Genomic DNA, 20,970 nt, shown 5'->3' on the forward strand with positions numbered 1-20,970 from the left:
CATGGGTATTTTCGCAATCCGCCTTCCCGATATAGGCGAAGGCGTCGCCGAAGCCGAGCTGATCGAATGGCACGTCAAACCAGGCGACATCGTCAAGGAAGACGACATTCTGGCAGCGGTGATGACAGACAAGGCTGCGGTCGAAGTCCCCTCTGCTGCCGAAGGCAAGGTTGTGGAGCTGGGCGGAGAAATCGGACAGATGCTTCCGGTCGGCTCTGTCCTGCTGCGCCTTGAGGTCGACGGCGCAGGCAATGAAAGCGAAGTGCAAGCGGATACCGGGAAACCGGCAGCGCCGCCAGCGGAACCAGAGCCGACAACCGCCGAGGCGCCCGTAATACCACCAGCTGCCGCCCCTGTGCCCCGCAGCAACGGCACCAAGCCCTTGGCCTCCCCGTCAGTCCGGGCCCGGGCGCGAGAAGAAGGCGTCGATCTGCGCCAAGTACCGGGAACCGGCCCCGCCGGGCGCATCAGCCACGCGGACCTTGATAATTGGATCGCCTCCGGCGGTATCCAGCAAGGCGGCGTCATCCGCGCTCAAAACACCGGCATCGAAGAGGTGCGCGTCATCGGCATGCGCCGCCGGATTGCCGAGCAAATGGCGCTGGCCAAACAGCGCATTCCGCACATCACCATCGTTGAGGAGGTGGAGATGCGCGCGCTGGAGGACCTGCGTGAAGCGCTGAATGCCAAGCACGCAGAAACGCGGCCCAAGCTGACACTGCTGCCCTTCCTGATACGCGCCATCGTCGAATCCGTACGCGAGCAGCCCGGGCTGAACGCGCGCTTCGATGACGAGGCCGGGGTGGTCCACCGGCACGGCGGGGTGCATGTGGGCATCGCCACCCAGACTCCGCAGGGGTTGAGCGTGCCGGTCCTGCAGCATGCCGAGGCCGGCAGCCTGTGGGACAATGCTGCCGAAATCACACGCCTGGCGGAAGCCGCCCGCGAGGGTTCGATCAAACGGGCGGAGTTGAGCGGCGGCACGATCACCATCACATCGCTCGGGCCGCTGGGTGCAATCGCCACAACGCCAATTGTCAACTATCCCGAAGTCGCCATTGTCGGCATCAACAAGATGCAGATCCGCCCGGTCTGGGACGGCCAGCAGTTCCAGCCGCGGCAGATGATGAACATCTCCTGTTCCTTTGATCACCGGGTGATCGACGGCTGGGACGCCGCGGTCTTTGTTCAAAAGCTGAAAACTCTGCTGGAAACACCTGCAATGCTGTTTGTCGAGGGCTGAATGTCGGATCTAACCTGTAAACTCCTGATTATCGGCGCTGGCCCTGGCGGCTATGTCTGCGCCATTCGCGCTGGCCAACTGGGCATCGACACGATTGTGGTGGATGAGGGCAAACCCGGCGGCACATGCCTGAATGAAGGCTGCATCCCTTCCAAGGCGCTTATCCATGCTGCAGATGAATTCCACCGGATCGCCCAGGCTCCGCAGGGCCCGCTCGGTATCAGCACCGGGGCGCCTGCAATTGATTTTACCCGGACAGTTGCCTGGAAAGACGGCATCGTACAGCGTTTGAACCTTGGTGTTTCAGCTTTGTTGAAAAAGGCCAAGGTGCGCTTTGTGACCGGCCGCGCGCGCTTTCTGGATGGCAAAACGGTTTCGGTTAACGGCAACGGAAACGGCCAGGTCATCCGGGCGGAATACATTGTGATTGCTTCCGGTTCTGCCCCGGTTGAATTGCCCGGCCTGCCGTTCGGCGGCCCCATCCTCTCCTCCACTGAGGCAATGAACCTGGCACAGGTGCCCGAAAGTCTCGCCGTGATCGGCGGCGGCTATATCGGCCTGGAGCTTGGCACTGCCTTTGCCAAGCTCGGTTCCAAGGTCACAGTGATCGAGGCCGAAAACCGTATCCTGCCGCTCTATGACAAGGCGCTGACAGACCCTGTGAAGGCCCGGCTTGACGCTCTGGGAGTAGCCGTGATGACCGGAGCGCGCGCAGAGAGATTCACAGACGGCAGGCTGCAAACGAGCCAGGGTGCCGCCGCCGCCGAAAAAGTGCTGGTCACCGCCGGCCGCCGCCCCCGCACTGCCGGAATCGGCATCGAGGAGCTCGCGCTGACACAGAACGGACCGTTTATCAAAATCGACAACTACTGCCAGTCATCAATGCGCGGTATCTACGCTGTTGGTGACGTGACCGGCGAGCCAATGCTGGCCCATCGCGCCATGGCGCAAGGGGAAATGGTGGCGGAGCATATCGCAGGCCATGCCGTGGAATGGGACAAACGGGCAATTCCAGCGGTCTGCTTCACCGATCCGGAAGTGGTGTCCTGCGGCGCCGCCCCCGGCGAGCTCGCGGGCACATCCTCTGCCAGCTTCCCCTTGCAGGCCAACGGGCGGACGCTGACAGCTGAACGCGAAGACGGCTTTGTCCGCGTCGTCTGGCGTGACAGTGACCACGCGGTGGCGGGTATTCAAGCCGTGGGTTCTGGAGTGTCTGAACTCTCCGCATCCTTCGCGCTGGCGATCGAAATGGGCGCCTGCTTGGATGATCTCGGCGCGACGATCCACGCCCATCCAACCCAGTCTGAAGCCCTGCACGAAGCCTGCCTCCGCGCCTTGGGTCAGGCATTGCACATCTGAGACGGCCCACCGCGATTGGAGTTCCTGGTGGAGGCACAATGTTTTCGAAGTTCTGCTCTGTCCCCTGAAAACAGTATCGTTCATGCAGGCCGTTTACCATTTGGTCACGCACCTCGTACCGTTTGGCGGTCGTCGGAGGCATCGCGTTGAACCGCACCGGGTTTGCCGGAAGCTGACTTCAGTTAGTTATCCCGAAGCATGAAGCCGAGACAGTCCTCGTTAGCTCGCGCGGCGAGGCGTGGACCTACAACGGGTTTTCGACAGTATGGCACCGTTTCAAGACCGGTCTTGAGAGGGAAGGGCTGATTTTGCCTGGCCGTCACTGACTTGGTGAGGGATGATCGCGTTCGCGAAAGGGTGTCAGTGATCCAGAGCAAAAACCAAGCGGCCCGTTCAGTTCGAACTCTCTGAAAACACACGGGACACCATTACCGCGTGGATCAAGTCGCCGGAAATGATCGGCTGCCGTTTCATGTTTCCCAGCCGGTTTCACGACCGCCCGCATATCTCAACTCGCCAATATGGCCGGCTTGTGCGGGATTGGGTGGCCGCGATTGGGCTGGAACCCTGTGGATACGGCACTCCTTCGCTGCGTAGGACCAAAGCAGCGGAGATATACCGGAAAACCGGAAATCTCAGAGCGGTTCAGCTTCTGCTCGGACACACATAGGTTGACAGCACTGTCAGATACCTTGGCGTCGAACTTGAAGATGCGCTGAGCATCGTCGAGCAAATCGACATTTGAACCACGTTGGCGGGCGGCACGTGCCGTTCGCCAATCCGGACCGGACCTGCCTTCGCGGCAAAGCAGAGGTTCGGGTCGAACCTGAAGCGGCCGTCGCCAATTAAGTTGGTTGCTGTGTGAGCACAAGGCGGGTCACAGCCATTAGCGACTTTGAGCTGGAGCTGAAAAACCAGCGATCTCGAAAATTGCCCTTCAGAACAATCCGCTGTGAAGGACGTACTCGGCAGGCCCAGCCGGCACGCCAAGCAAGTTTGTAAAAATTTCACGTGGTCTCAAAGCTAGCCTCTTGTAATCACGGATCGCATACCCCATCTCGGTCGGGCAAAGCTTCTTCCTACGACCTTCTGTTTCCTAATGGCCCCAGTTGTTCCTATGTTGACACTGGGCCGGGCTATCGCGTGTTGCGGATAGCATTTTTCAAGGAGACGACACGATGGCCAATGGCACCGTGAAATGGTTCAACTCTCAAAAAGGTTTTGGTTTTATCGCTCCCGAGCAGGGATCGAAGGACATCTTTGTCCATATTTCCGCCTTGGAACGCGCTGGCATCCAGCAGCTTAACGATGGCCAAGCCGTGACTTTCGACATCGAAAGCGGTCGCGACGGGCGCGAGTTTGCCAGCAATCTCGCACTTGCCTAAGCCACTGCAGGCTTGAAACATTCAGCGAGAGCATTCTTGCAGTGCTCTCGCTTTCCACATTTGCTGTGACCAACAGTCTGATGTGGCTTTCAAAATCCACCGAAAGAACAATCTTGATAGAAATCTCCTGGGGAACCCCCATGACCATTTTTCTGCCCTCCGAGGGGCGGGCACGAAAAATCTCGACAATCGAACAAGCCCAATTCTGGCTGCAGAGAGCTTGGCCTGTTTCTGATCACAATAGAGATGTTGCGCTTGAGAAAATCGATGCAGCGATGGACTGTCTCGCACCTGTCGGCGCCGCCCGCGCAGCATTCCTCTCGGCAGTCGGCTCTGCTGGATTTCACGCGGACTTCCCCGCCGCTGCGTAGAACACTGCAACGAATTGGCGCTGCCCTGTCCTTCTGCCTCATAGCGCACCTGGCAGAAGGCCCAAACTGAACTTTCACGCAAAAATAGCCCTGCCCACAATCAGCCTTGTAGGAGTTGGACGATGACCAAGTTTAATATTGAGGAATTGAAACTAGCCGGCCTGTCCCGCAAGGAAACCACGATGGAAAAGACCGCTCGGGCCGCGCGTGAAATCCTGGAAGACGAAAATGAAATGCGGCGCAGTAAAAACGAGCGCCTACGGCGCTCCCGGCTTCAGTACAAGCGCAGTGGCCAGTGAATTGTAGGCCGCCTGGCGCCTGAACCATACGAACTGCAGTTCATTTGGACTGGCCTTCAGAGGCAATCGCTCTGGACCTGTGGCGTTTGCGTGCGCAAGAGAACCGGCAGGCCCTCATGAACCTAGCTCATTTCTTTTCTAATCTGTTGCGTCAAATCCAGCTCAAACCTGCTGACGTTCAACAGCCCGCAGGCTGCCAAGGAGTAAAAGCAAGTAGGAGCTTGGCTGAATGCCGATCCAGCATAATGAAAGTTGTGGTGCCCGGAGGGTTTCAACGGCGGCCAGGGCATCGCGGCAATCGACGAGTTATTGCGCCTGTCAAGGCTCGACCCGGAGTGGTCCTGTTCCCGCACCGCCATCATCTCCCGCGACTGGAAGAAGCTTGGCGCTGTCCGGTCCTATGCTGAACAGCAAGGGATCAAGGTCGAGATGGCCAATGAGGACCTGCCGAACATCTGGCGGCTGCGCGAAACCCAGGCACTGGTGGCTGGTCTGCGGAAGCGCCAGGGGATGTTGTTGGGAATTGATGACATCATCTCCGTTCTCAACGAACAGGAGGTCAACAAGTGGGTCGAACTTTTGGCCGAAGGCGTGGCGGAACTGGCGCGAGAGCTGAAGACAAAGACGATGCCAGTGCCCGACATCGTCGAGTGGTTGGGAGACTGTTCTGCCGGAACTGGTATTCTCGCCTGCGGGGTCCAAAGCGGATGCTGAGGTTTTTTCGATACCGGATGACACTGCAACTCCGCCGGCAACGCCGCCCGTGGGCAAAGCTCCGACACCGAAAGATGCAGACGCTGTTCAGCCACCATGGGACCTGGATGCGCTTAGCAAGTTTGCACAGCGCGTCTACGCCAACAGTCAGTCCTGGAGCGAATTGATCTCGGCCTTCAGCGAACATGGTGTCGAAGTCGTTCCCACGGCGGGAGGGCTTGTTCTGAGTGATCAAGCCGACGGTCGTCAAATCTGCAAGATGTCCGCAGTGGGGCTCAGATACATGGTGATGATACGGCGCTTCGGAGAGGGGTTTCCCGGCCATCTGTCTCCTGCTTTGACGGAGTGAGCTCTGGGTAAACTGATCAGCGCGGCATCGGAGCCACGTGATCTAGCGGAGAACAGAGCATCTAAGACCTCTGGCGGTGAAGGAGACTTTGACCTTTTTGAGGAATGAAGCTGAGGCCCCGTTTATCTGCAAGGCAACAGATCGGCACACGTTATCGGCAAGGTTCGCTAGAATACCGAAGTATATAACTGTAATAGAATGAAAATTTCTGCGTACCAGATCGGCATGAAATCCAAAATTACCGGCAAGAATTACCAGCGCTGCATCCGCGAACTCTCATCGGCCGATGTCGTTGCCGCCAGATCTGGTCGCGTGGTTCGAAGTCGCTAGCACGGCACCGCTGCAAGGCTGCGCGACGCTGCAACTTGCTGCCGGAAATTTGGCAGCCGACAGTTCAGGGCATAAGAGGCGTGGTGTGGTTTCTAGATGAGCGTGGCCTTTACAAACTTCTTGCGTCAGTTTGAAGAGGAGTGCGTTTGTACCTTCTGGAGGTGCAGACTGCGCCCTTTCTAAACCTTTAGCCCCAAAGGCAAGCCAGAGATCGGTATGGCAAAGGACCGTCGCGAATCTACGCGTCACACTCCAGCCAAAGCCCGCTAGCTCAAATCAATCGGCGTAGGCTGATTGCATATAGTTCGTTCAACATTCTCATATCGAGGCACTAAGAGCGGAAGAATGGTAATAATCGGGTCGACAAGTATGCGGGAGGTAGTGCGTCCCCACGTAAATGAGCGAGAGATTTAGGCGCGTTGCACCTTCTGAATATTTCAATGATTTCAATGTTTTAAAGTGGTGCCCGGGGGCGGAATCGAACCACCGACACGAGGATTTTCAATCCACTGCTCTACCCCTGAGCTACCCGGGCACGGGAAGGCTGTTCGCCTTGGGTGGGGGCCTTCTATGCTGTGGACGCGGCAGTGTCCAGAGGGTTTTTCAAAGAAAATCGCTAATGACGGGCCTGATGCGGATTTTCTTTCGAAGCCAGCGCGCGCTCCGCTTCTTCCACAGCGTTTTCAAGGTCTTCCGGGTCCTGGCCTGGCACCGAGTAAGCACCGTTCAACCACTTCCCGAGGTCGATATCGGCGCAGCGCTTGGAACAAAACGGCTGGTAGCTTTGCTGCGATTCTCCCCCACAGATCGGGCAGCTCATTTCAACACCTCCCGCAACGCAATACGGCCGCGTTTGCGCTGCAACTCGTAATGGCCGAGATTGGTCCAGCCTGCCAGAACTGTTTCCTCGGAATCCGACCGCAGCGCTGCACGCAAGGCGGTTTCAAATCCGCGGCGGTCCTTCTTTGGCATCGGTGCCAGGTCCAGCACAATCTGCCCGCCCAGGCCCCGCACTCGCAAAGCGCGCGGCAAAACCTTGGCGGCCGCCATATTGGCTTTGACACCTGCCGCCAGCGAGGTGTCGGATCCCGTGTTCACATCGACGGCGACCAGCGCCCGTGTCGGCTCGATGAACAGGAAGCCGCCGCCCGGCAGCGGTTCCCGGATGCCTTGCGCTGCGTCGAGCGCATCCAGCACGCCCAGCCGTTCGAAGCCGCCCGGGTCGCGCTCCACATCCGCAGGCTCCACCCAGTCGCGCCAGGCCAGCAGATGCGGGCCGTCGCCTTCGGCCAGAACCTCGGCTTCCGCACCCTCATCCTGCATCACCTGCGCGGCAAGGGCTGCCATCGCGGCCACATCACCGGCGATCTCTTCGTCGTCTGCCCCGGCACAGGCCGAGCGCAGAATCAGCCCGTAGCCGGACTCGCCCATTTCCTCATGGGCGATCTCCAGCAAGCGGTCGCGCTCCTCCTCGTCGCGGATGCTGCGCGAAATATTCAGCCCCGGCGCCTCCGGCGTCACGATGGCATAGCGGCTCTTAAACAACAGCTTCTGGGTTACCGGGATCGCCTTGCCCGGCTCTGCGTAGCCCGAAACCTGCACCAGGATCATCTGTCCGGGTGCCAGCCCCTTGACCTGGCGCAGGAAGGCAGGGCCGTCAGGCGTCGTCAGGAACATGCCGCCCTGCCCCTTCACCGGCCGGTCGGCGCGGGCGCGGTAGATGGTGCCGGGGGCAGGGGCGTCGCTTTCAATCAGGAAGTCCTCCAGCTTGCCGTCCACCATCAAGGCGGCGGCTTCACGGTCCTGAAGATGGTCGAGAATGATGGTACGGCCCTTCATGCGGCGGCCTCCTGATACAGCGGCAGCCCGGCGGCGCGCAAAAGATTGGCGGTTTCGGAAAGCGGCAGCCCGACAATTCCGGTGAAGGAGCCGCTGATCCAGGGAATAAGCGCCCCGGCTGGGCCCTGAATGGCATAGGCCCCTGCCTTGCCCTCCCAATCGCCCGTGGCGAGATAAGCGTTCAGCTCCTCGTCTGACAGGTTTTTCATCTTCACTTGGCTCACCACATCCTTCTCCCACACCCGGTCCCCGCGCCGCACGGCAACAGCGGTAACCACCCGGTGGCGGCGGCCGGAAAGCGCCAGCAGAAACTCTGCCGCTTCTCCAGCATCACGCGGCTTGCCCAGGATGCGGCGCCCCAGCGCAACTGTGGTGTCGGCGCAGAGAACAACATCTTCTGTCCCCGCGGGGACAGCCCGGGTTTTTTCCCGGGTCACCCGCGCGCAATAGGCCCGCGGCAGTTCGCCTTTCAGCGGTGTCTCATCTATTTCCGGCGGATGCACCGCGTCGGGACGCACCCCAAGCTGCGCCAGAAGCTGCAGCCGCCGCGGGCTGCCCGATCCCAGAATGAATGCCATGCCGTGGCCCCTTACCTGTCTGTGCCCTGCAACAAGGCGCATTCCGCCAGTGCGGAAGCCGCCCAGGCTTTTCCTCTTGCCCCAAATATCCCCGCCGGAGGCAGCGGCCGCAAGGCCGCTTCAAAACAAAAGCCCGGCGGGCTGCCGGGCTTTTGTTTATTAAGTCAGATCAACGGCTTATTTGAAGCGGTAGTTGATCCGGCCTTTGGTCAGGTCATAGGGGGTCATTTCCACCTGAACCTTGTCGCCAGCCAGAACACGGATGCGGTTCTTGCGCATCTTGCCTGCCGTATGTGCGATGATCTCATGGCCGTTCTCAAGCTCGACCCGAAACGTCGCGTTAGGCAGGAGTTCCTTCACGACACCGGGAAATTCGAGCGTATCTTCCTTGGCCATGTTGTCTCCATCATTGGGTTAACCCGCAAACTGCGGGACGTGCGCTTAAATGGGGGCATTTTCCCAATATTTCAAGGGCTCAATCAGGATAACGCGGCTTTTGTGACCGATTTCACCCGCGGCATTTGCTCCTCCCAGTGCAGGCGGTTCAGCACCCCGCCATCGGCCCGCACATGGGCAATTCTGTCCAGTTCTACTTCAGCATATGTCCAGCCCGGCTGGTTCAGCTGCCCCTCGGCTAGCACGCCGGTTCCGGGGAAGCCATTGTCGGGCGGGCCGAAAATGCCGCCAGTGCCCGTGTTCATGTCGACAGCTTCCGACCATTTGTTAACCCCGACAATCGAGGCCATGGCAGTCACGCACTGATTTTCCAGCGCCCGTGACATGGCGCCAATGCGCACCCGCCAGTATCCGGCCAGCGCTTCGGTGCAGGAGGGGACGAGAATCACATCCGCCTCCGCCAGCGCCCGCCCCAGGAGCGGGAACTCACTGTCATAACAGATCAGCACCCCGATTCTCCCCAAGGCTGTCTCGAAGATCTTGAGCGGGCCGCCGCCCATGATCTCCCAGTCCTCGCGCTCGAAGCGGGTCATGATCTGTTTGTCCTGATGATCCCGCCCACCCGACGGCGTGTAGAACTCTGCCCGGTTCACCGGCCGTGCCAGCCCGCTGTTCACCGGAGCCGAAGCGCCCAAGATATGCACGCCGTACTCGGCAGCCAGCTTCAGGTGCAAAGCCGCGGCATCCTCCATTTTCTCGGAAACCGAATGGATCGACTGCTCCAGATCCCCCGCGGCCGCGGCACCATCCAAAGTCGACAATTCCATTGCGCCGTATTCCGGGAACACCAGCAGCTCTGCCCCGTTGCCCGCGGCCTCTCCGACCCAGGCGGCGAGCTTGTCCTCATATTGGGCCCAGCTGTCGAGCCAGTCGAGCGGATAAGCGGCGGTGGCGATTTTCATGGGCTCGTCCCTCCAATTTTTGCAGGCAGCAGCAGCTTTGCCCTGCAACGCGCTCTTACGCAAGACGGCTGCAATTCTTTACCGGCAGGCACACCGGATCGCATTTTTGCAACGGATTTTCCGACAGGCCGGGTTTCATCTTGGTGAAACCCGGCTCTTTGGCCATTCTCGACTGCATCCACTCAATTCATATTCTCAAAAAGGACCACTTCCTTGGCGACCAAACTTGATGACAAGAACCTGAAGGGCGTTATTGCCGACCTTCCCAAGAAAGGCTTCCGCACCAAATTCTGGCGTGAATACCGGGCCGGCGCCTGCAAGGGCAGCGGCGTGGGAAAATATATGGATCTGCTTGAGAAGATGGGCGTGCCCGCGTCCGGCGACCCGGCCAAGGCGGATCTGGACAAGATGCCGGAGATCGTCCAGGCCTTCAGTATGCTCGCCAATGCGATGCTGAAAGCGCGCGGCAAATGCGGCAAGCTGCAGTCGCACAGCAAGGAGCTGTGCCTCGCCTACGGCAAATTGATTGAGAAGCGCGAGAACGCCGCCGCCGATCTGGCCCGCAACGCCGACAAGATCAAACAAAAGCAGATGGCGCAGCAGCTGAAGGTCGAAAAGGAAAACGAAGAGACCGACAAGCATCTGGCCAAGCTCAAGAAAGAGCATGAGGCCAACCGCAAGCTGATCATCAAGGAGATCAAGGCAGCTGAGGTGCGCGGCAGGAAAATCGAGTCCGCCTGCCTTGACATCTCCAAGGACGTGAACGCTGCGCTGGACAAGCTGGAAGCGATCCAGAAAGCCTGGAAGACCGCCTATAACAAGGAAGGCTCGGACCAGTCCAAAATCGAGGCGCAGGCCGACAAGGGCATCCGCGACCTGACCAAATCCTTTAAGATTGATGCCCACGCAAAGAACGTGAAAGGAGCCCTGCCCAAGTTGTTCAAGGAACTGGCCGAGAACTACAAGCAGTTCAAACAGGAAGATTACAACAAGAAGGAATATGTTGCTGCCGGCCGGGCAGTGACAGCGGCCAAGCGCACCTTTGACGATGCCCGGGATTCCGTGAAGCTTTATGCCACTCAGCAGAAAATCGCGCTGGAGGAAGTTCAGGCCGCCCGCCCTGAAGGCGTGTGACCATCAATGAATGAGGCGCCCTGCTGGCGCCTCATTTCTCTTACAGGTCGCGGATCCAGAATTGCAGCGGCTTCTGAGTCTCTTCGTCCTGATCCACATCTTTCCAGGAGAATTGCGCGATCGCGCCTTCCAGCGGTTCATAGCCGCGCTTGCGCCAGAAGGGGTCCAGCGGCGCGTAGCTGTCCGGGCGCAGCGGATGATCCGCCGGGCGCTGCACGCCGCAGAAAGCGGATTTCACAAACCCGTGCTTACGGGCATGGGTTTCGCGGGCATCAAAGAAGCCGTGGCCGATGCCATGGCCCCGGTACTCCGGCAGAAGCACGGATTCGGCGCAGTAAAACACCTGGTTCAGGTCGATGCCGGTCCCGTCAAAGGCGGCAGCGAAGTCCTCCGCATGATCTGCCAGCGGCGCGCCGGTGGAGGCGCCAACAAGCGTCTCGCCATCAAAGGCCCCGACGACAACGGCCCGTTCGCTGTCGCGGTAGCTTTGCAGGTATTCCCGTTCATACCCCAGATCGCCGTCATAGAGATACGGCCAGGCCCGGAACACCGCGATGCGCAGGCGCGCGACATCGTCCAGCGCGGCTTCCAGCGCCGCGCCGGTCATGGCTTCAACCCGGATTGCCATTACTTGGAGACCTGGGCGATCCAGTCCGCCAGGTTGTAATAGGTGGTGACGCGGGAAATCTTGCCGTCCTTCAGTTCAAAGAACGAGCCGCCCGGCAGGCGGTAGGTCTGGCCCTTGGCCTCCGGCAGGCCTTCGTCGGTCACCAGATAGGTGCCATTCACAATGAACTCCGCCGCGGCACGGGTGCCGCTCTCTGCCGAGAAGATCACCATATCTGTCAGCTCTTCCTTGTAGCAGCGGCTCATATGGGTGCAGAACGCGGCAAATTTCTCTTTGCCCACCCGGATCTGCCCCTCGTTCACGTGGTGGGCAATCTGGTCGTCCAGGCACTCCAGCATGGCATCGGTATCGCCCTCGTTGAAGGCTGCGAAATAGCGCTGAATGGTTTCGGTCATGATCTCTCCGTCGGTTCGCCCCAGCGGTTCTTCAGGTGCTGGATGATTTGGTCACGGCTTTGCCTGTAGCTGTCTAGCTTGGCATCGCGCGTCTCGCCGAGCCCGGTTGGGTCCATAATCGGCCAATATTCGACATCAAGGTGGAAAAAACGGGTGAGTTCCAGCGCCCTGCGCTGGCTGGCCGGCGACAGCGCCACCACCAGGTCGAAGGAAGACAGGTCATCGCCCCAGCGCTCCATCTCGTCGAACGAGCGCGAGCGGTGGCGCGACAGCTCAACCCCAATCTCCTGGCAGACCGAAATCGAAAAGCCGTCAATCTCCATGTCGTTCTTGACACCGGCGGACTGCACATAGGTGCCGGTGCCATAGAATTTTTTCATGATGCCTTCGGCCATGGGCGAACGGACCGAATTGTGGTCGCAACAGAACAGAACGGACTGCGGCAGCTCCTCCACGCGTCAGCCTCCGAAATGCAAAACGCAGATGAGGGTGAACAGGCGGCGGGCAGTGTCAGTGTCGACCTCGGCCTTGCCCTCCAGCCGTTCCTGCAGCACCCGGCTGCCCTCGTTGTGGATGCCGCGCCGGGCCATGTCGATGGTCTCGATCTGGCTGGGCGGCATGGTCTTAACCGCGGTGAAGTAGCTCTCGCAAATCTGGTAGTAGTCCTTGACTACCTGCCGGAAGGGCGACAGCGACAGGTGGAATTCTGCCGCCTTCTCACCGCCTTCGGTGTTGATGTCGAAGACCAGCCGCTTGTCGCGGATCGCCAGCCCGAGGTGATAAGGGCCTGCTGGCAGCTCCCGCCCGTCGCGGGGCGGCAGGGCAAAGCTGTTGTCCTCAATCAGGTCATAGATCGCCACCTTGCGCTCCTGCTCGATTTCCGGCGTCGGCGGCGGCAGGTTGCGGTCGTCCAATTCAATCTGGCTGATGCGGCTCATGGGTCTTTGTCTCTGAAATGCGCAAGGGCGTCCGGCCATGAGTATCGCACCGCCTCGCCTGGGGCAATGCAGCATGGGGCGTCAAAGCAAACCCCATTTGCGGCAGTAGTTGACAGGCCGCAGCTGCAGGCCCAGCCTGCCGGCAGCAGGAGGCGGGATGATGACAGCACTTGAACAGTTTTCGCTCAACGGCCAGCGCGCACTGGTGACCGGGTCAACTGATGGCCTGGGGTTTGCCGCAGCCTGCCTGCTGGCGGAAGCAGGCGCAGAAGTCTGGGTGAACGGGCGCAGCCAGGACCGTGTGGAACAGGCCTTGGCCCGTTTGCCGGGAACCGCCCGCCCGCTGGTCCTGGATATTGCGGACGAGAAGGCCGCTGTTGAAGCATTCAAGAAAATCGCTGCGGCAGGCGGACTCGATATCCTGGTCAATAACGTCGGCCAGCGCGACCGCCGCAGCTTGCAGGAATTCACCCGCTCAGACCTGCAGTCCTTGTGGGAGGTTGACCTGGTGTCCCCCTTTCGCCTGTCGCAGCTGGCTGCCGGACAGATGGCCGAAAAGAGCAGAGGGCGGATCATCAACATCTCGTCCATTGCCGGCCTCATCGCCCAGGCCGGCGACGCCGCCTATACCACCGCCAAAGCGGGTATCAACGGTATGACCAAGGCGCTGGCGGCGGAACTTGGCCCCAAGGGCATTACCGTGAATGCGATTGCGCCGGGTTTCTTCAAGACCGCTCCCAACATGGCTGCAGCGGCAGATCCAGCCATTGCGGAAAAGCTGCAAAACGCCACTTGCCTCGGCCGCTGGGGCGAACCGGAAGAGCTGGCTCCCGCCATCCTTTTCCTCGCCTCTCCGGCCGCGTCCTACATCACCGGGCAGGTGCTGGCTGTTGATGGCGGCTACACCGCGCATTACTGATCTGTCAGCTGCTTCTTTCTGGTCCGAAATACTCCGGGGTGAATGCGCGGCACGCGCAGAGGGGCAGCGCCCCTTTCCGCTTCACCCGTTCAGCGCATCCAGCCGGGCCGTGACCGACAACCCATGCGCCTCCAGGCTTTCGCTATTGGCCAGCACCTCTGCCGCCGGGCCGATTGCCCGCAGCGAGTCCGGCGTCATCCGGCTCAGCGTGGTGCGCTTAAGGAAGTCCATCACCGACAGGCCGGAGGAGAACCGCGCCGACCGCGCCGTCGGCAGCACGTGATTGGGGCCGCCGACATAATCGCCGATGGCTTCCGGCGTGTACTGGCCCAGGAAAATCGCGCCCGCGTGGATTGTCTTTTCGCTCAAGACCTCCGGGTCCGCGACGCAGAGCTCCAGATGCTCAGGGGCAACCCGGTTTGACAGTGCCGCAGCCTCATCCAGATCGCGCACAGTGATCACGGCACCGAAATCGCGCCAGGAAGCGCCGGCAATGGCGCGGCGCTCCAGGGTTTGCAGCCGTTTCTCCACTGCTTCGGCAACCGCTTGGCCAAAAGCCCCATCATCGGTGATCAGAATCGACTGCGCACTTTCGTCATGTTCCGCCTGGCTCATTAGGTCCAGCGCGATCCAGTCCGGGTTGTTGTCCTTGTCCGCGATCACCAGGATTTCCGAAGGCCCGGCTATCATGTCGATCCCCACCTTGCCGAAGACCCGGCGCTTGGCTGCCGCGACGAAGGCGTTGCCTGGACCGGTGATCTTGTCCACCGGGGCGATGCTCTCGGTGCCATAGGCAAGTGCCGCCACGGCCTGAGCACCGCCGACGCGGTAGATTTCATCGACACCCGACAGCCTTGCTGCCAGCAGCACCAGCGGGTTGATCTGACCGTCCGGTGCAGGCACGGTGATCGCCAGCCGCTCCACACCTGCCACTTTTGCCGGAATTGCGTTCATCAGTACTGACGACGGATAGGAGGCCAGCCCGCCCGGCACATAAAGCCCTGCCGCGGAGACAGCTGACCAGCGCCAGCCGAGGGTCGCACCGCTCTCGTCTGTCCATTGCGCGTCCTCCGGCATCTGGCGCGCGTGATAGGCGCGGATACGCTCCGCTGCCAATTCCAGCGCCTGACGCTCTTCGGCAGAGACCGTAGCAATGGCTTCATCCGCCTCGGCATTTGTGAACCGCAGTTCCGAGGGCTGGAGTTCCAGCCGATCGAATTTTGCGGTCAGCTCCACCAGCGCCGCATCGCCGCGGCTGCGCACGTCTTCGATGATCCCGGCGGCAATGGCATCCACATCCGGGCTGTCTTCACGCTTGGCGCCCAGGAGCGCGGTGAAGGACTGCTCGAAATCGGAATTGGCGGTGTTCAGAAACTGCGGCATCGGGATCTCCTTTGCGCCCCGCATAGCGGCATGGGGGCGGAGCCTCAAGATTTATGGCGCCAGCCGGTGCAAATGGACGCAAGCCAGGGGCACCGCCCCTCTTGGCCTCGCGGCCAATTCACCCCGGAGTATTTTGGACCAGAAAGAAGCGGCAGGCCGCAGGTCAGACAAGCGTTTTGCGCATCGGGATGCAAGGCGTCCCGCAGCAATCCGCAGGTTCGCCCAGTTGCTGCCACCCTTTGGCCCGGTAGAATCCAAAAGCCGTTCGGGTGGCAGAAAGGCGGCCTTCAGGATGCCCATCCCTTCTCAGCTCCGCCTCAAGATGAGCGAGCATGGCGGAACCTACCCCCTGACCGGCAGCAACCGGGGAAACATAGAGCAGAGAGACCGCTCCCTCCGGATCCAGCCCGCAAACACCAGCAGCTTCGCCCGCCAGTTCCGCGACCCAAAATTTTCCTGCTCCAGCGAGCCAGCCACGGATCTCTTGCGCGGACCTGCAGGACGTCCAGGCTGCGATCCGGTCCGGGTCCCCGCCATGATCGGCCTGGCACAATTCACGGATCGAAGCGGTGAGAACGCGGCTCATGCCGAAGACGTCAAAGACTGTTGCCGGACGGATCTGCAGATGCGGCACCGCAACGGGTGCAAAGGCTTGAGAAATGCCGCGCTTGTTCTGCACTGGTCAGTCTCCGTGGCCGGGGGCCTGCCCTGACGGAGCGCGGTAGGGGCGGGTCACGTCGCGCAAGGAAACCTCCAACGCTTCGACCGACAAGCGCAGGGCACCATCGCCGGCCAGGGTCAAGAGCACATGGCCAGTGCCGTCTTCGCCGGGCTCGAAACTGACCGAAAGCAGCGACAGAACCAGGTCCTTGTCCTTGCGATCTACACCTTGCGAAGCAACCCCCAGCACATTGTTCACCACCAGAAGCGACTGCACCCGCTCATAGGCACGGCCGCGGCGTTCGGCAGCGTCGCGGTCCTCCCAGCGGAAACGGTTGAGCAAAAGCGCAAAGCGGCGCTCAGAAGCACGCCAGCTCATTTCGGTGACCGGAAACACTGCATCCTGCAGCAGCGAGGAGACGATCTTGAGGTCTTCTTCCTCCAGGGCGCCCAGGTTCAGCGGAACCTCACGGCCGTCGTCAAAGCTTGCATCCGCCATCACTGTTCCTTGATCCGTTCGATTTTGGCGCCAACGCCCGACAGTTTGCGCACCACGTGTTCATAGCCGCGGTCTAGGTGGTAAACCCGGCTCACCATGGTTTCACCCTCAGCTGCCATGCCTGCGAGAATCAAAGACACCGAGGCGCGCAGGTCAGTGGCCATCACCGGAGCGCCTTTCAGCCTTTCGACACCGGTCACCGTTGCGGTGCCGCCATGGACCTCGATCTGAGCGCCCATCCGCGTCAGCTCGGGCGCGTGCATGAAGCGGTTCTCGAAGATTTTCTCTTCAAGAACCGACGTGCCCTCGGCGGTACACATCAGCGCCATCATTTGCGCCTGCAGGTCGGTGGGGAACCCCGGGAAGGGTTCGGTAACAACGTCCACTGCTGACACGCGGCCGTTCTTGCGGGCCACTTTCAGCCCTTTCTCCGTCTCCGTCACTTGAATACCCGCGGCGTCAAGCTTCTCGCAGAAGGAACCAACCAAAGACATGCGCCCCCCCAGCAGCTCCACTTCGCCGCCGCAGATCGCCGGGGCCAGCATATAGGTACCCAGCTCGATCCGGTCAGTCACCACCTGGTGGGTAGCGCCATGCAGACGGTCGACACCCTGAATGGTGATGTCGGGGGTGCCGTCGCCTTCGATCTGCGCGCCCATCTTGCGCAGACAGTCTGCCAGATCGACAATCTCCGGCTCGCGGGCGGCGTTTTTGATGACAGTGGTGCCCTTGGCCAAGGTGGCCGCCATCATGATGTTCTCGGTTGCCCCGACAGAGGCAAAACTCAGCTCCACTACTGCGCCTTTCAAGCCCCCCGGAGCCTTGGCGTGCAGATAGCCGTCCTTCAGCTCAATCTCGGCCCCCAGCGCCTCTAGCCCGTGAATATGCAGGTCCATCGGACGCGCACCGATGGCACAGCCGCCCGGCAGCGACACCACTGCCTGGCCCAGCCGCGCCAGCATCGGGCCCAGCACCAGGTTGGACGCACGCATTTTGCGCACGATATCATAGTCGGCGACATGGCTGGTCAGGTCATGGCTGGACATCGCCAGCACCTGGCCGTCCTGCAGGCTGGAAACCTCGGCGCCCAGCGACTGCAGCAGCAGCGTCATGGTTTTGATGTCGCTCAGCCGCGGCGCATTGGTCAGCGTCAGCGGTTCCTCGCTCAAAAGCGTGGCCGGCATCAGGGTGAGGCAGGCGTTTTTTGCCCCTGCGATCGGAATCTGCCCATTCAGCGGGCCGTTGCCAGTTACCAGAATCGAATCCATCTGCCCTTATTCTCCGCTTTTACCCGTATCCTGGTTCTGCTTGTCCGCCCGCGCCTTGGCCTGGGCCTTGCGCCGGGCCATGTTTGCCTTCAGCGCCGCCTTCAACCGGTCTTCGCGGGAGGCCGCTGAGCCGTCGTTTTTCGGTGTTTTCTTCTCTGCCATAAGACTTCTGTAACTTAGTGCGAAAAAACCGTCCAGAATGCTCTTGCACCCCTCCGCGTTTATGCCTAAAAGCCCCCTCACCGGCGCTGCTGTAGCTCAGAGGTAGAGCACTCCCTTGGTAAGGGAGAGGTCGAGAGTTCAATTCTCTCCAGCAGCACCATCTTCCAAAAAATGAATAAATTCAGACGCCTGAAGAACACTAATGATGGACTCAGCCGTCATCTTTACCTGTCGACTTCCACTTTTGCCGTCAAAATTGCATGAATATCGGGGAGTTTAGACGCCTCCTGAAAACAGGCTGCCTGCGTGCGGGGTGGAAACAGCCACCCGCGCGGCAGGAGCACTGCAGCCCAAGTTCTCCTGCGAGGCCGGTAAAGCCCGCATGCTGCGTCCGGCGTGAGAGAATCACACCTGCGCTCTGGCGATTTGCCATTCTGCCGCGGCATCAAAAAAACAGGAAACGGCCTAAAAGCGGCTTCCAGCCCGTCAAATGACGCGAATCCGGAGGTCTGGAGCATATTTTAACCCCGCTGAAATGAATCCGCCCGACTGTCGTCTCCCATCAAGCGCCACCCAGCTGGCACCGCCGACGGCCCGACGCAGGCTGCCGGGCAGACTGAAATGTTGATGGGAACTACGCTGCAATGACTCGACTGTTTAAATTCTGGGGCAATATGCGATTAGGCCGCAAACTGCCCCTCTCCATCGCTGCACCGACAATCATTCTCACCCTCGCTTCCGGTTTTTTCTTTGCATGGGAAGCCGGGCAGGCCCTGAAAGCCAACCGCGAAGCAGCCTATGCAACGCTGCTGGAAGAGCGCAAGGAAGCATTGGAAAACTGGGTGGCAGGCCTGCGCTCGCAGACCCGCACGCTGGTTGCCAGCAAGGCGGTGGAAACGGCGCTGCGCGATTTCTCGAACGGCTTCTATTCCCTTGGCGACGATCCCGCCGGCCATCTGCGCGCCACCTACTCCGATGGCAACCCGAATCCCGCGGGCGAGCGTTACAAACTGCTGGACGCCAAGGACAAATCCGCCTGGTCGATCCGCCACAAGATGAACCACACCGGCTTTGTCACCTTCCTGGAGGAGCAGGGGTTCCTTGATGCCTATCTTTTGGATGTGCAGGGCAACATGGTGTACTCGGTGCACAAGAACGAGGACTTCGCGCTGAATTACCTCGACGGCCCTTATAAAGACAGCGGCCTTGGCCAGGCTTTCCAAACGGCGCTGGAGCTGGAACAGGGCAATGTATTCCTGTCGCAAATGGCCGCCTATGAGGCTGACGGCGGCACCGCAGCCATGTTCATTGCTTCGCCGATCTTCAAGAAAGGCGCAATCATGGGGGCGCTGGTGCTGCGTGTGCCAGTGGACGAAATCGCCGGCATCCTGTCCCATTCCGCATTGCTCGGCGAAACCGGTCAAGCCTATCTGGTGCGCGGCGACGGCGCTGCGCTGACCGCTTCCGACCGCGAGGGCGGCCATCAGGTCTTGTCAGCTCTGCCGGAGCTGCAGCAGATCACCGCAGCGATCAGCGGCGGCGACAGCAGTTTCTCGGGCACGCCGGGCCTGTCCGGACAGCCGGTTGAGGCGATGGCCGCGGGCATCGGCCTGGAAGACCGGACCTGGGGGATCGTGCTGGAAGTAGACAGCGCCGAGGCCCTGGCAGCACAGAACAGCCTGACCAGCGCCGCAATGCTGCAGGCAGTCGGCGTGGCTCTGGCCGTGGCTCTGCTGTCCTGGATCGCCGCGCGGAGCATTGCCCGCAAGGTCTCCGCCCTGTCCGACAGCGTCGAGCATATCGCCGCCAAAGACTACGATCATCCGGTTGCCGGCAACGGGACCGGGGATGAATTCGGCAATATCGCAGGCATTCTGGAAGGTTTCAAAACCGACCTGCAGAACGCCCAGATCGCCGAGGAAGAGCGGGCAGCAGCGCAGAGAGAGCAGGATTTGGTGGTGAATGAGCTGCGCAGCGGTCTGATGCATCTGGCGAAAGGCGACTTCTCGAGCACGATCGATACCCCTTTCCCCGAAGCTTACAAGGGCCTGCGCCTCGACTTCAACCAGACAGTGGACACCTTGAACGCCACCGTGCGCGAGGTAGTGGATGCCACCACCAGCATCCGCAGTGGCACGCATGAGATCAGCCAAGCCTCGGACGACTTGTCCCAACGCACCGAAAGCCAGGCCGCCACGCTGGAGCAGACCGCAGCGGCGCTGGATCAGATGACTGCCAGCGTCAAAGCCGCTGCCGATGGCGCGCGCGGCGTGGAAAACGCCATGAACGAAGCCCGGGACGAAGCAAAGACCAGCGGCGAGGTGGTCCAGAACGCGGTTGCCGCAATGACCGAGATTGAGCAATCCTCGGCCCATATCTCGCAGATCATCACCGTGATCGACGATATCGCCTTCCAGACCAACTTGCTGGCCCTGAACGCGGGCGTCGAGGCCGCCCGCGCAGGTGAAGCAGGCCGTGGCTTTGCGGTGGTTGCCTCGGAAGTGCGGGCGCTGGCACAGCGTTCCTCGGATGCGGCAATGGAGATCAAGACGCTGATTTCCAACTCCGGCGAGCAGGTGGAAAAAGGTGTCGATCTGGTCGGCAAGGCGGGCGAAGCGCTGAACAGCATCGTCTCGCAGGTCACCCACATTTCAGGGCTGGTCTCCGGCATCGCCGAAGGCGCGGCCGAGCAATCGACCGGCATTGGCGAGATCAACACCGGGGTGATGCAGCTGGATCAGGTGACCCAGCAGAACGCCGCCATGGTGGAGCAAATGACCGCTGCAGGCCAATTACTGAACGGAGATGCCTCCAAACTGGCCGGGCTGGTTGCACAGTTCAATGTCGGCGAAGAGACGGCACCACCGCAGCTGGCAGCCGAACCGGAGCTGCCCTCAGCGCATGGACCCGGCTGGGACGATCTGGAGACCGAAGGCCCTGCCGCCTTGCCGGTCATGGATGGCTCCGCCGCCCTGGCGAAATGGCAGGATTTCTGACCCCGTCAGGCTATTGCCCGCAGCCATAAGCAGCAGCCGGCTTCCGGCTTCTGCCTCCGGAGACGGGTCACGCAGGGAAAGAGTTGAGAATTGCCGCCAATCGGACTTTAAAGAGGCTTCCAGGCAGGCCCGGTGATCCGGCACACTGCCCCCGACCCTTTGG

Annotated in this window: 23 protein-coding genes, 2 tRNA genes and 1 pseudogene; 11 read left to right on the forward strand and 15 right to left on the reverse strand. The window is 60.7% G+C overall.

Going from position 1 to position 20,970, the window contains the following annotated elements:
- Window position 1 precedes the first annotated feature (1 nt).
- The 7 genes and pseudogenes from ACXAEH_RS12665 (at window position 2) to ACXAEH_RS12695 (ending at window position 5,371) form a co-directional block, all read left to right on the forward strand.
- On the forward strand, window positions 2-1,243 hold the full coding sequence (locus tag ACXAEH_RS12665; RefSeq protein WP_475033218.1) for a dihydrolipoamide acetyltransferase family protein: 1,242 nt from the start codon (window positions 2-4) through the stop codon (window positions 1,241-1,243).
- A complete protein-coding gene (gene lpdA, locus ACXAEH_RS12670; protein WP_475033219.1) occupies window positions 1,244-2,602 on the forward strand; it encodes a dihydrolipoyl dehydrogenase in 1,359 nt (452 codons plus the stop codon).
- A gap of 312 nt (window positions 2,603-2,914) precedes the next feature.
- Window positions 2,915-3,347 (forward strand): annotated as a pseudogene (locus ACXAEH_RS12675) (tyrosine-type recombinase/integrase); the annotation flags it as partial.
- Window positions 3,348-3,780: 433 nt separating this feature from the next.
- Window positions 3,781-3,987, forward strand: coding sequence for a cold-shock protein (locus ACXAEH_RS12680; RefSeq protein WP_475033220.1), 207 nt, complete (start codon window positions 3,781-3,783; stop codon window positions 3,985-3,987).
- A gap of 41 nt (window positions 3,988-4,028) precedes the next feature.
- Window positions 4,029-4,358 carry a DUF982 domain-containing protein gene (locus ACXAEH_RS12685; protein ID WP_475033222.1) on the forward strand — a complete coding sequence of 110 codons (330 nt, stop codon included), beginning with the start codon at window positions 4,029-4,031 and terminating at the stop codon, window positions 4,356-4,358.
- A gap of 122 nt (window positions 4,359-4,480) precedes the next feature.
- The gene (locus tag ACXAEH_RS12690; protein WP_222509820.1) at window positions 4,481-4,657 is read left to right on the forward strand and encodes a hypothetical protein; all 177 of its coding nucleotides are present in this window, start codon (window positions 4,481-4,483) and stop codon (window positions 4,655-4,657) included.
- 252 nt (window positions 4,658-4,909) lie between these two features.
- On the forward strand, window positions 4,910-5,371 hold the full coding sequence (locus ACXAEH_RS12695; protein WP_475033223.1) for a hypothetical protein: 462 nt from the start codon (window positions 4,910-4,912) through the stop codon (window positions 5,369-5,371).
- A gap of 1,139 nt (window positions 5,372-6,510) precedes the next feature.
- Here ACXAEH_RS12695 and ACXAEH_RS12700 read toward each other — a convergent pair.
- The 6 genes from ACXAEH_RS12700 to ACXAEH_RS12725 form a co-directional block, all read right to left on the reverse strand.
- Window positions 6,511-6,585 (reverse strand) — tRNA-Phe (locus ACXAEH_RS12700).
- An 81-nt stretch (window positions 6,586-6,666) separates the two neighbouring features.
- Complete coding sequence (locus ACXAEH_RS12705; RefSeq protein WP_475033224.1) at window positions 6,667-6,870, reverse strand: DNA gyrase inhibitor YacG; 204 nt, start codon at window positions 6,868-6,870, stop codon at window positions 6,667-6,669.
- Window positions 6,867-7,889: a ribonuclease E/G gene (locus ACXAEH_RS12710; protein WP_475033226.1), complete on the reverse strand. Its 1,023-nt coding sequence runs from the start codon at window positions 7,887-7,889 to the stop codon at window positions 6,867-6,869. Before ACXAEH_RS12710 ends, ACXAEH_RS12705 begins: the two co-directional genes overlap by 4 nt.
- Entirely contained in the window at window positions 7,886-8,467 is a 582-nt protein-coding gene (locus ACXAEH_RS12715) for a Maf family protein (RefSeq protein ID WP_475033227.1), read from the reverse strand. Before ACXAEH_RS12715 ends, ACXAEH_RS12710 begins: the two co-directional genes overlap by 4 nt.
- A 177-nt stretch (window positions 8,468-8,644) precedes the next feature.
- Window positions 8,645-8,863 carry a translation initiation factor IF-1 gene (infA, locus tag ACXAEH_RS12720; RefSeq protein WP_005978431.1) on the reverse strand — a complete coding sequence of 73 codons (219 nt, stop codon included), beginning with the start codon at window positions 8,861-8,863 and terminating at the stop codon, window positions 8,645-8,647.
- An 83-nt stretch (window positions 8,864-8,946) separates the two neighbouring features.
- Window positions 8,947-9,825 (reverse strand): carbon-nitrogen hydrolase family protein, encoded by an 879-nt coding sequence (locus tag ACXAEH_RS12725; protein WP_475033228.1) that lies wholly within the window; start codon window positions 9,823-9,825, stop codon window positions 8,947-8,949.
- A gap of 213 nt (window positions 9,826-10,038) precedes the next feature.
- On the opposite strand from ACXAEH_RS12725, the gene ACXAEH_RS12730 reads away from it, so the two are divergent.
- Window positions 10,039-10,959 carry a hypothetical protein gene (locus ACXAEH_RS12730; RefSeq protein WP_475033230.1) on the forward strand — a complete coding sequence of 307 codons (921 nt, stop codon included), beginning with the start codon at window positions 10,039-10,041 and terminating at the stop codon, window positions 10,957-10,959.
- Between the two features lie 40 nt (window positions 10,960-10,999).
- On the opposite strand, the gene ACXAEH_RS12735 is transcribed toward ACXAEH_RS12730, so the two are convergent.
- The 4 genes from ACXAEH_RS12735 to ACXAEH_RS12750 are packed head-to-tail and all read right to left on the reverse strand — an operon-like array spanning window position 11,000 to window position 12,920.
- The gene (locus ACXAEH_RS12735) at window positions 11,000-11,587 is read right to left on the reverse strand and encodes a GNAT family N-acetyltransferase (protein ID WP_475033232.1); all 588 of its coding nucleotides are present in this window, start codon (window positions 11,585-11,587) and stop codon (window positions 11,000-11,002) included.
- On the reverse strand, window positions 11,587-11,982 hold the full coding sequence (locus tag ACXAEH_RS12740; RefSeq protein ID WP_475033233.1) for a ketosteroid isomerase-related protein: 396 nt from the start codon (window positions 11,980-11,982) through the stop codon (window positions 11,587-11,589). The genes ACXAEH_RS12735 and ACXAEH_RS12740 overlap by 1 nt, the downstream gene beginning before the upstream one ends.
- The gene (locus ACXAEH_RS12745) at window positions 11,979-12,437 is read right to left on the reverse strand and encodes an arsenate-mycothiol transferase ArsC (RefSeq protein ID WP_475033234.1); all 459 of its coding nucleotides are present in this window, start codon (window positions 12,435-12,437) and stop codon (window positions 11,979-11,981) included. Before ACXAEH_RS12745 ends, ACXAEH_RS12740 begins: the two co-directional genes overlap by 4 nt.
- A 3-nt stretch (window positions 12,438-12,440) precedes the next feature.
- Window positions 12,441-12,920 (reverse strand): UPF0262 family protein, encoded by a 480-nt coding sequence (locus ACXAEH_RS12750; protein ID WP_475033236.1) that lies wholly within the window; start codon window positions 12,918-12,920, stop codon window positions 12,441-12,443.
- Window positions 12,921-13,080: 160 nt separating this feature from the next.
- Here ACXAEH_RS12750 and ACXAEH_RS12755 point away from each other — a divergent pair, with 160 nt between their 5' ends.
- On the forward strand, window positions 13,081-13,839 hold the full coding sequence (locus ACXAEH_RS12755) for an SDR family oxidoreductase (protein WP_475033237.1): 759 nt from the start codon (window positions 13,081-13,083) through the stop codon (window positions 13,837-13,839).
- Between the two features lie 81 nt (window positions 13,840-13,920).
- Here the strand turns inward: ACXAEH_RS12755 and hisD are convergent, their stop codons facing one another.
- From hisD to ACXAEH_RS12780, 5 genes are all read right to left on the reverse strand, one after another.
- Entirely contained in the window at window positions 13,921-15,222 is a 1,302-nt protein-coding gene (gene hisD / locus ACXAEH_RS12760) for a histidinol dehydrogenase (RefSeq protein ID WP_475033238.1), read from the reverse strand.
- A gap of 163 nt (window positions 15,223-15,385) precedes the next feature.
- Window positions 15,386-15,901, reverse strand: coding sequence for a GNAT family N-acetyltransferase (locus ACXAEH_RS12765; protein ID WP_475033240.1), 516 nt, complete (start codon window positions 15,899-15,901; stop codon window positions 15,386-15,388).
- 3 nt (window positions 15,902-15,904) lie between these two features.
- The gene (locus ACXAEH_RS12770) at window positions 15,905-16,381 is read right to left on the reverse strand and encodes a DUF2948 family protein (RefSeq protein ID WP_475033241.1); all 477 of its coding nucleotides are present in this window, start codon (window positions 16,379-16,381) and stop codon (window positions 15,905-15,907) included.
- Window positions 16,381-17,649, reverse strand: a complete 1,269-nt coding sequence (murA, locus tag ACXAEH_RS12775; protein WP_475033242.1) for a UDP-N-acetylglucosamine 1-carboxyvinyltransferase — start codon at window positions 17,647-17,649, stop codon at window positions 16,381-16,383. The genes ACXAEH_RS12770 and murA overlap by 1 nt, the downstream gene beginning before the upstream one ends.
- A gap of 6 nt (window positions 17,650-17,655) precedes the next feature.
- On the reverse strand, window positions 17,656-17,811 hold the full coding sequence (locus ACXAEH_RS12780) for a hypothetical protein (RefSeq protein WP_475033244.1): 156 nt from the start codon (window positions 17,809-17,811) through the stop codon (window positions 17,656-17,658).
- Window positions 17,812-17,896: 85 nt separating this feature from the next.
- On the opposite strand from ACXAEH_RS12780, the gene ACXAEH_RS12785 reads away from it, so the two are divergent.
- Both ACXAEH_RS12785 and ACXAEH_RS12790 read left to right on the forward strand, forming a co-directional pair.
- Window positions 17,897-17,971 (forward strand) — tRNA-Thr (locus ACXAEH_RS12785).
- A gap of 484 nt (window positions 17,972-18,455) precedes the next feature.
- Window positions 18,456-20,807 (forward strand): methyl-accepting chemotaxis protein, encoded by a 2,352-nt coding sequence (locus ACXAEH_RS12790; RefSeq protein ID WP_475033245.1) that lies wholly within the window; start codon window positions 18,456-18,458, stop codon window positions 20,805-20,807.
- The last annotated feature ends 163 nt before the right edge of the window (window positions 20,808-20,970 follow it).

Source organism: Leisingera sp. ABM4_060, from assembly GCF_056158765.1.

What these genes read in the sequence shown, in the direction of transcription:
- ACXAEH_RS12790 (WP_475033245.1), top strand. Translation starts at nt 18,456, where the DNA reads ATGACTCGACTGTTTAAATTCTGGGGCAATATGCGATTAGGCCGCAAA.
- ACXAEH_RS12705 (WP_475033224.1), bottom strand. Translation starts at nt 6,870, where the DNA reads ATGAGCTGCCCGATCTGTGGGGGAGAATCGCAGCAAAGCTACCAGCCG.
- lpdA (WP_475033219.1), top strand. Translation starts at nt 1,244, where the DNA reads ATGTCGGATCTAACCTGTAAACTCCTGATTATCGGCGCTGGCCCTGGC.
- ACXAEH_RS12690 (WP_222509820.1), top strand. Translation starts at nt 4,481, where the DNA reads ATGACCAAGTTTAATATTGAGGAATTGAAACTAGCCGGCCTGTCCCGC.
- ACXAEH_RS12715 (WP_475033227.1), bottom strand. Translation starts at nt 8,467, where the DNA reads ATGGCATTCATTCTGGGATCGGGCAGCCCGCGGCGGCTGCAGCTTCTG.
- ACXAEH_RS12680 (WP_475033220.1), top strand. Translation starts at nt 3,781, where the DNA reads ATGGCCAATGGCACCGTGAAATGGTTCAACTCTCAAAAAGGTTTTGGT.
- ACXAEH_RS12725 (WP_475033228.1), bottom strand. Translation starts at nt 9,825, where the DNA reads ATGAAAATCGCCACCGCCGCTTATCCGCTCGACTGGCTCGACAGCTGG.
- infA (WP_005978431.1), bottom strand. Translation starts at nt 8,863, where the DNA reads ATGGCCAAGGAAGATACGCTCGAATTTCCCGGTGTCGTGAAGGAACTC.
- ACXAEH_RS12740 (WP_475033233.1), bottom strand. Translation starts at nt 11,982, where the DNA reads ATGACCGAAACCATTCAGCGCTATTTCGCAGCCTTCAACGAGGGCGAT.
- ACXAEH_RS12710 (WP_475033226.1), bottom strand. Translation starts at nt 7,889, where the DNA reads ATGAAGGGCCGTACCATCATTCTCGACCATCTTCAGGACCGTGAAGCC.
- ACXAEH_RS12770 (WP_475033241.1), bottom strand. Translation starts at nt 16,381, where the DNA reads ATGGCGGATGCAAGCTTTGACGACGGCCGTGAGGTTCCGCTGAACCTG.
- murA (WP_475033242.1), bottom strand. Translation starts at nt 17,649, where the DNA reads ATGGATTCGATTCTGGTAACTGGCAACGGCCCGCTGAATGGGCAGATT.
- ACXAEH_RS12665 (WP_475033218.1), top strand. Translation starts at nt 2, where the DNA reads ATGGGTATTTTCGCAATCCGCCTTCCCGATATAGGCGAAGGCGTCGCC.
- hisD (WP_475033238.1), bottom strand. Translation starts at nt 15,222, where the DNA reads ATGCCGCAGTTTCTGAACACCGCCAATTCCGATTTCGAGCAGTCCTTC.
- ACXAEH_RS12750 (WP_475033236.1), bottom strand. Translation starts at nt 12,920, where the DNA reads ATGAGCCGCATCAGCCAGATTGAATTGGACGACCGCAACCTGCCGCCG.
- ACXAEH_RS12735 (WP_475033232.1), bottom strand. Translation starts at nt 11,587, where the DNA reads ATGGCAATCCGGGTTGAAGCCATGACCGGCGCGGCGCTGGAAGCCGCG.
- ACXAEH_RS12755 (WP_475033237.1), top strand. Translation starts at nt 13,081, where the DNA reads ATGACAGCACTTGAACAGTTTTCGCTCAACGGCCAGCGCGCACTGGTG.
- ACXAEH_RS12780 (WP_475033244.1), bottom strand. Translation starts at nt 17,811, where the DNA reads ATGGCAGAGAAGAAAACACCGAAAAACGACGGCTCAGCGGCCTCCCGC.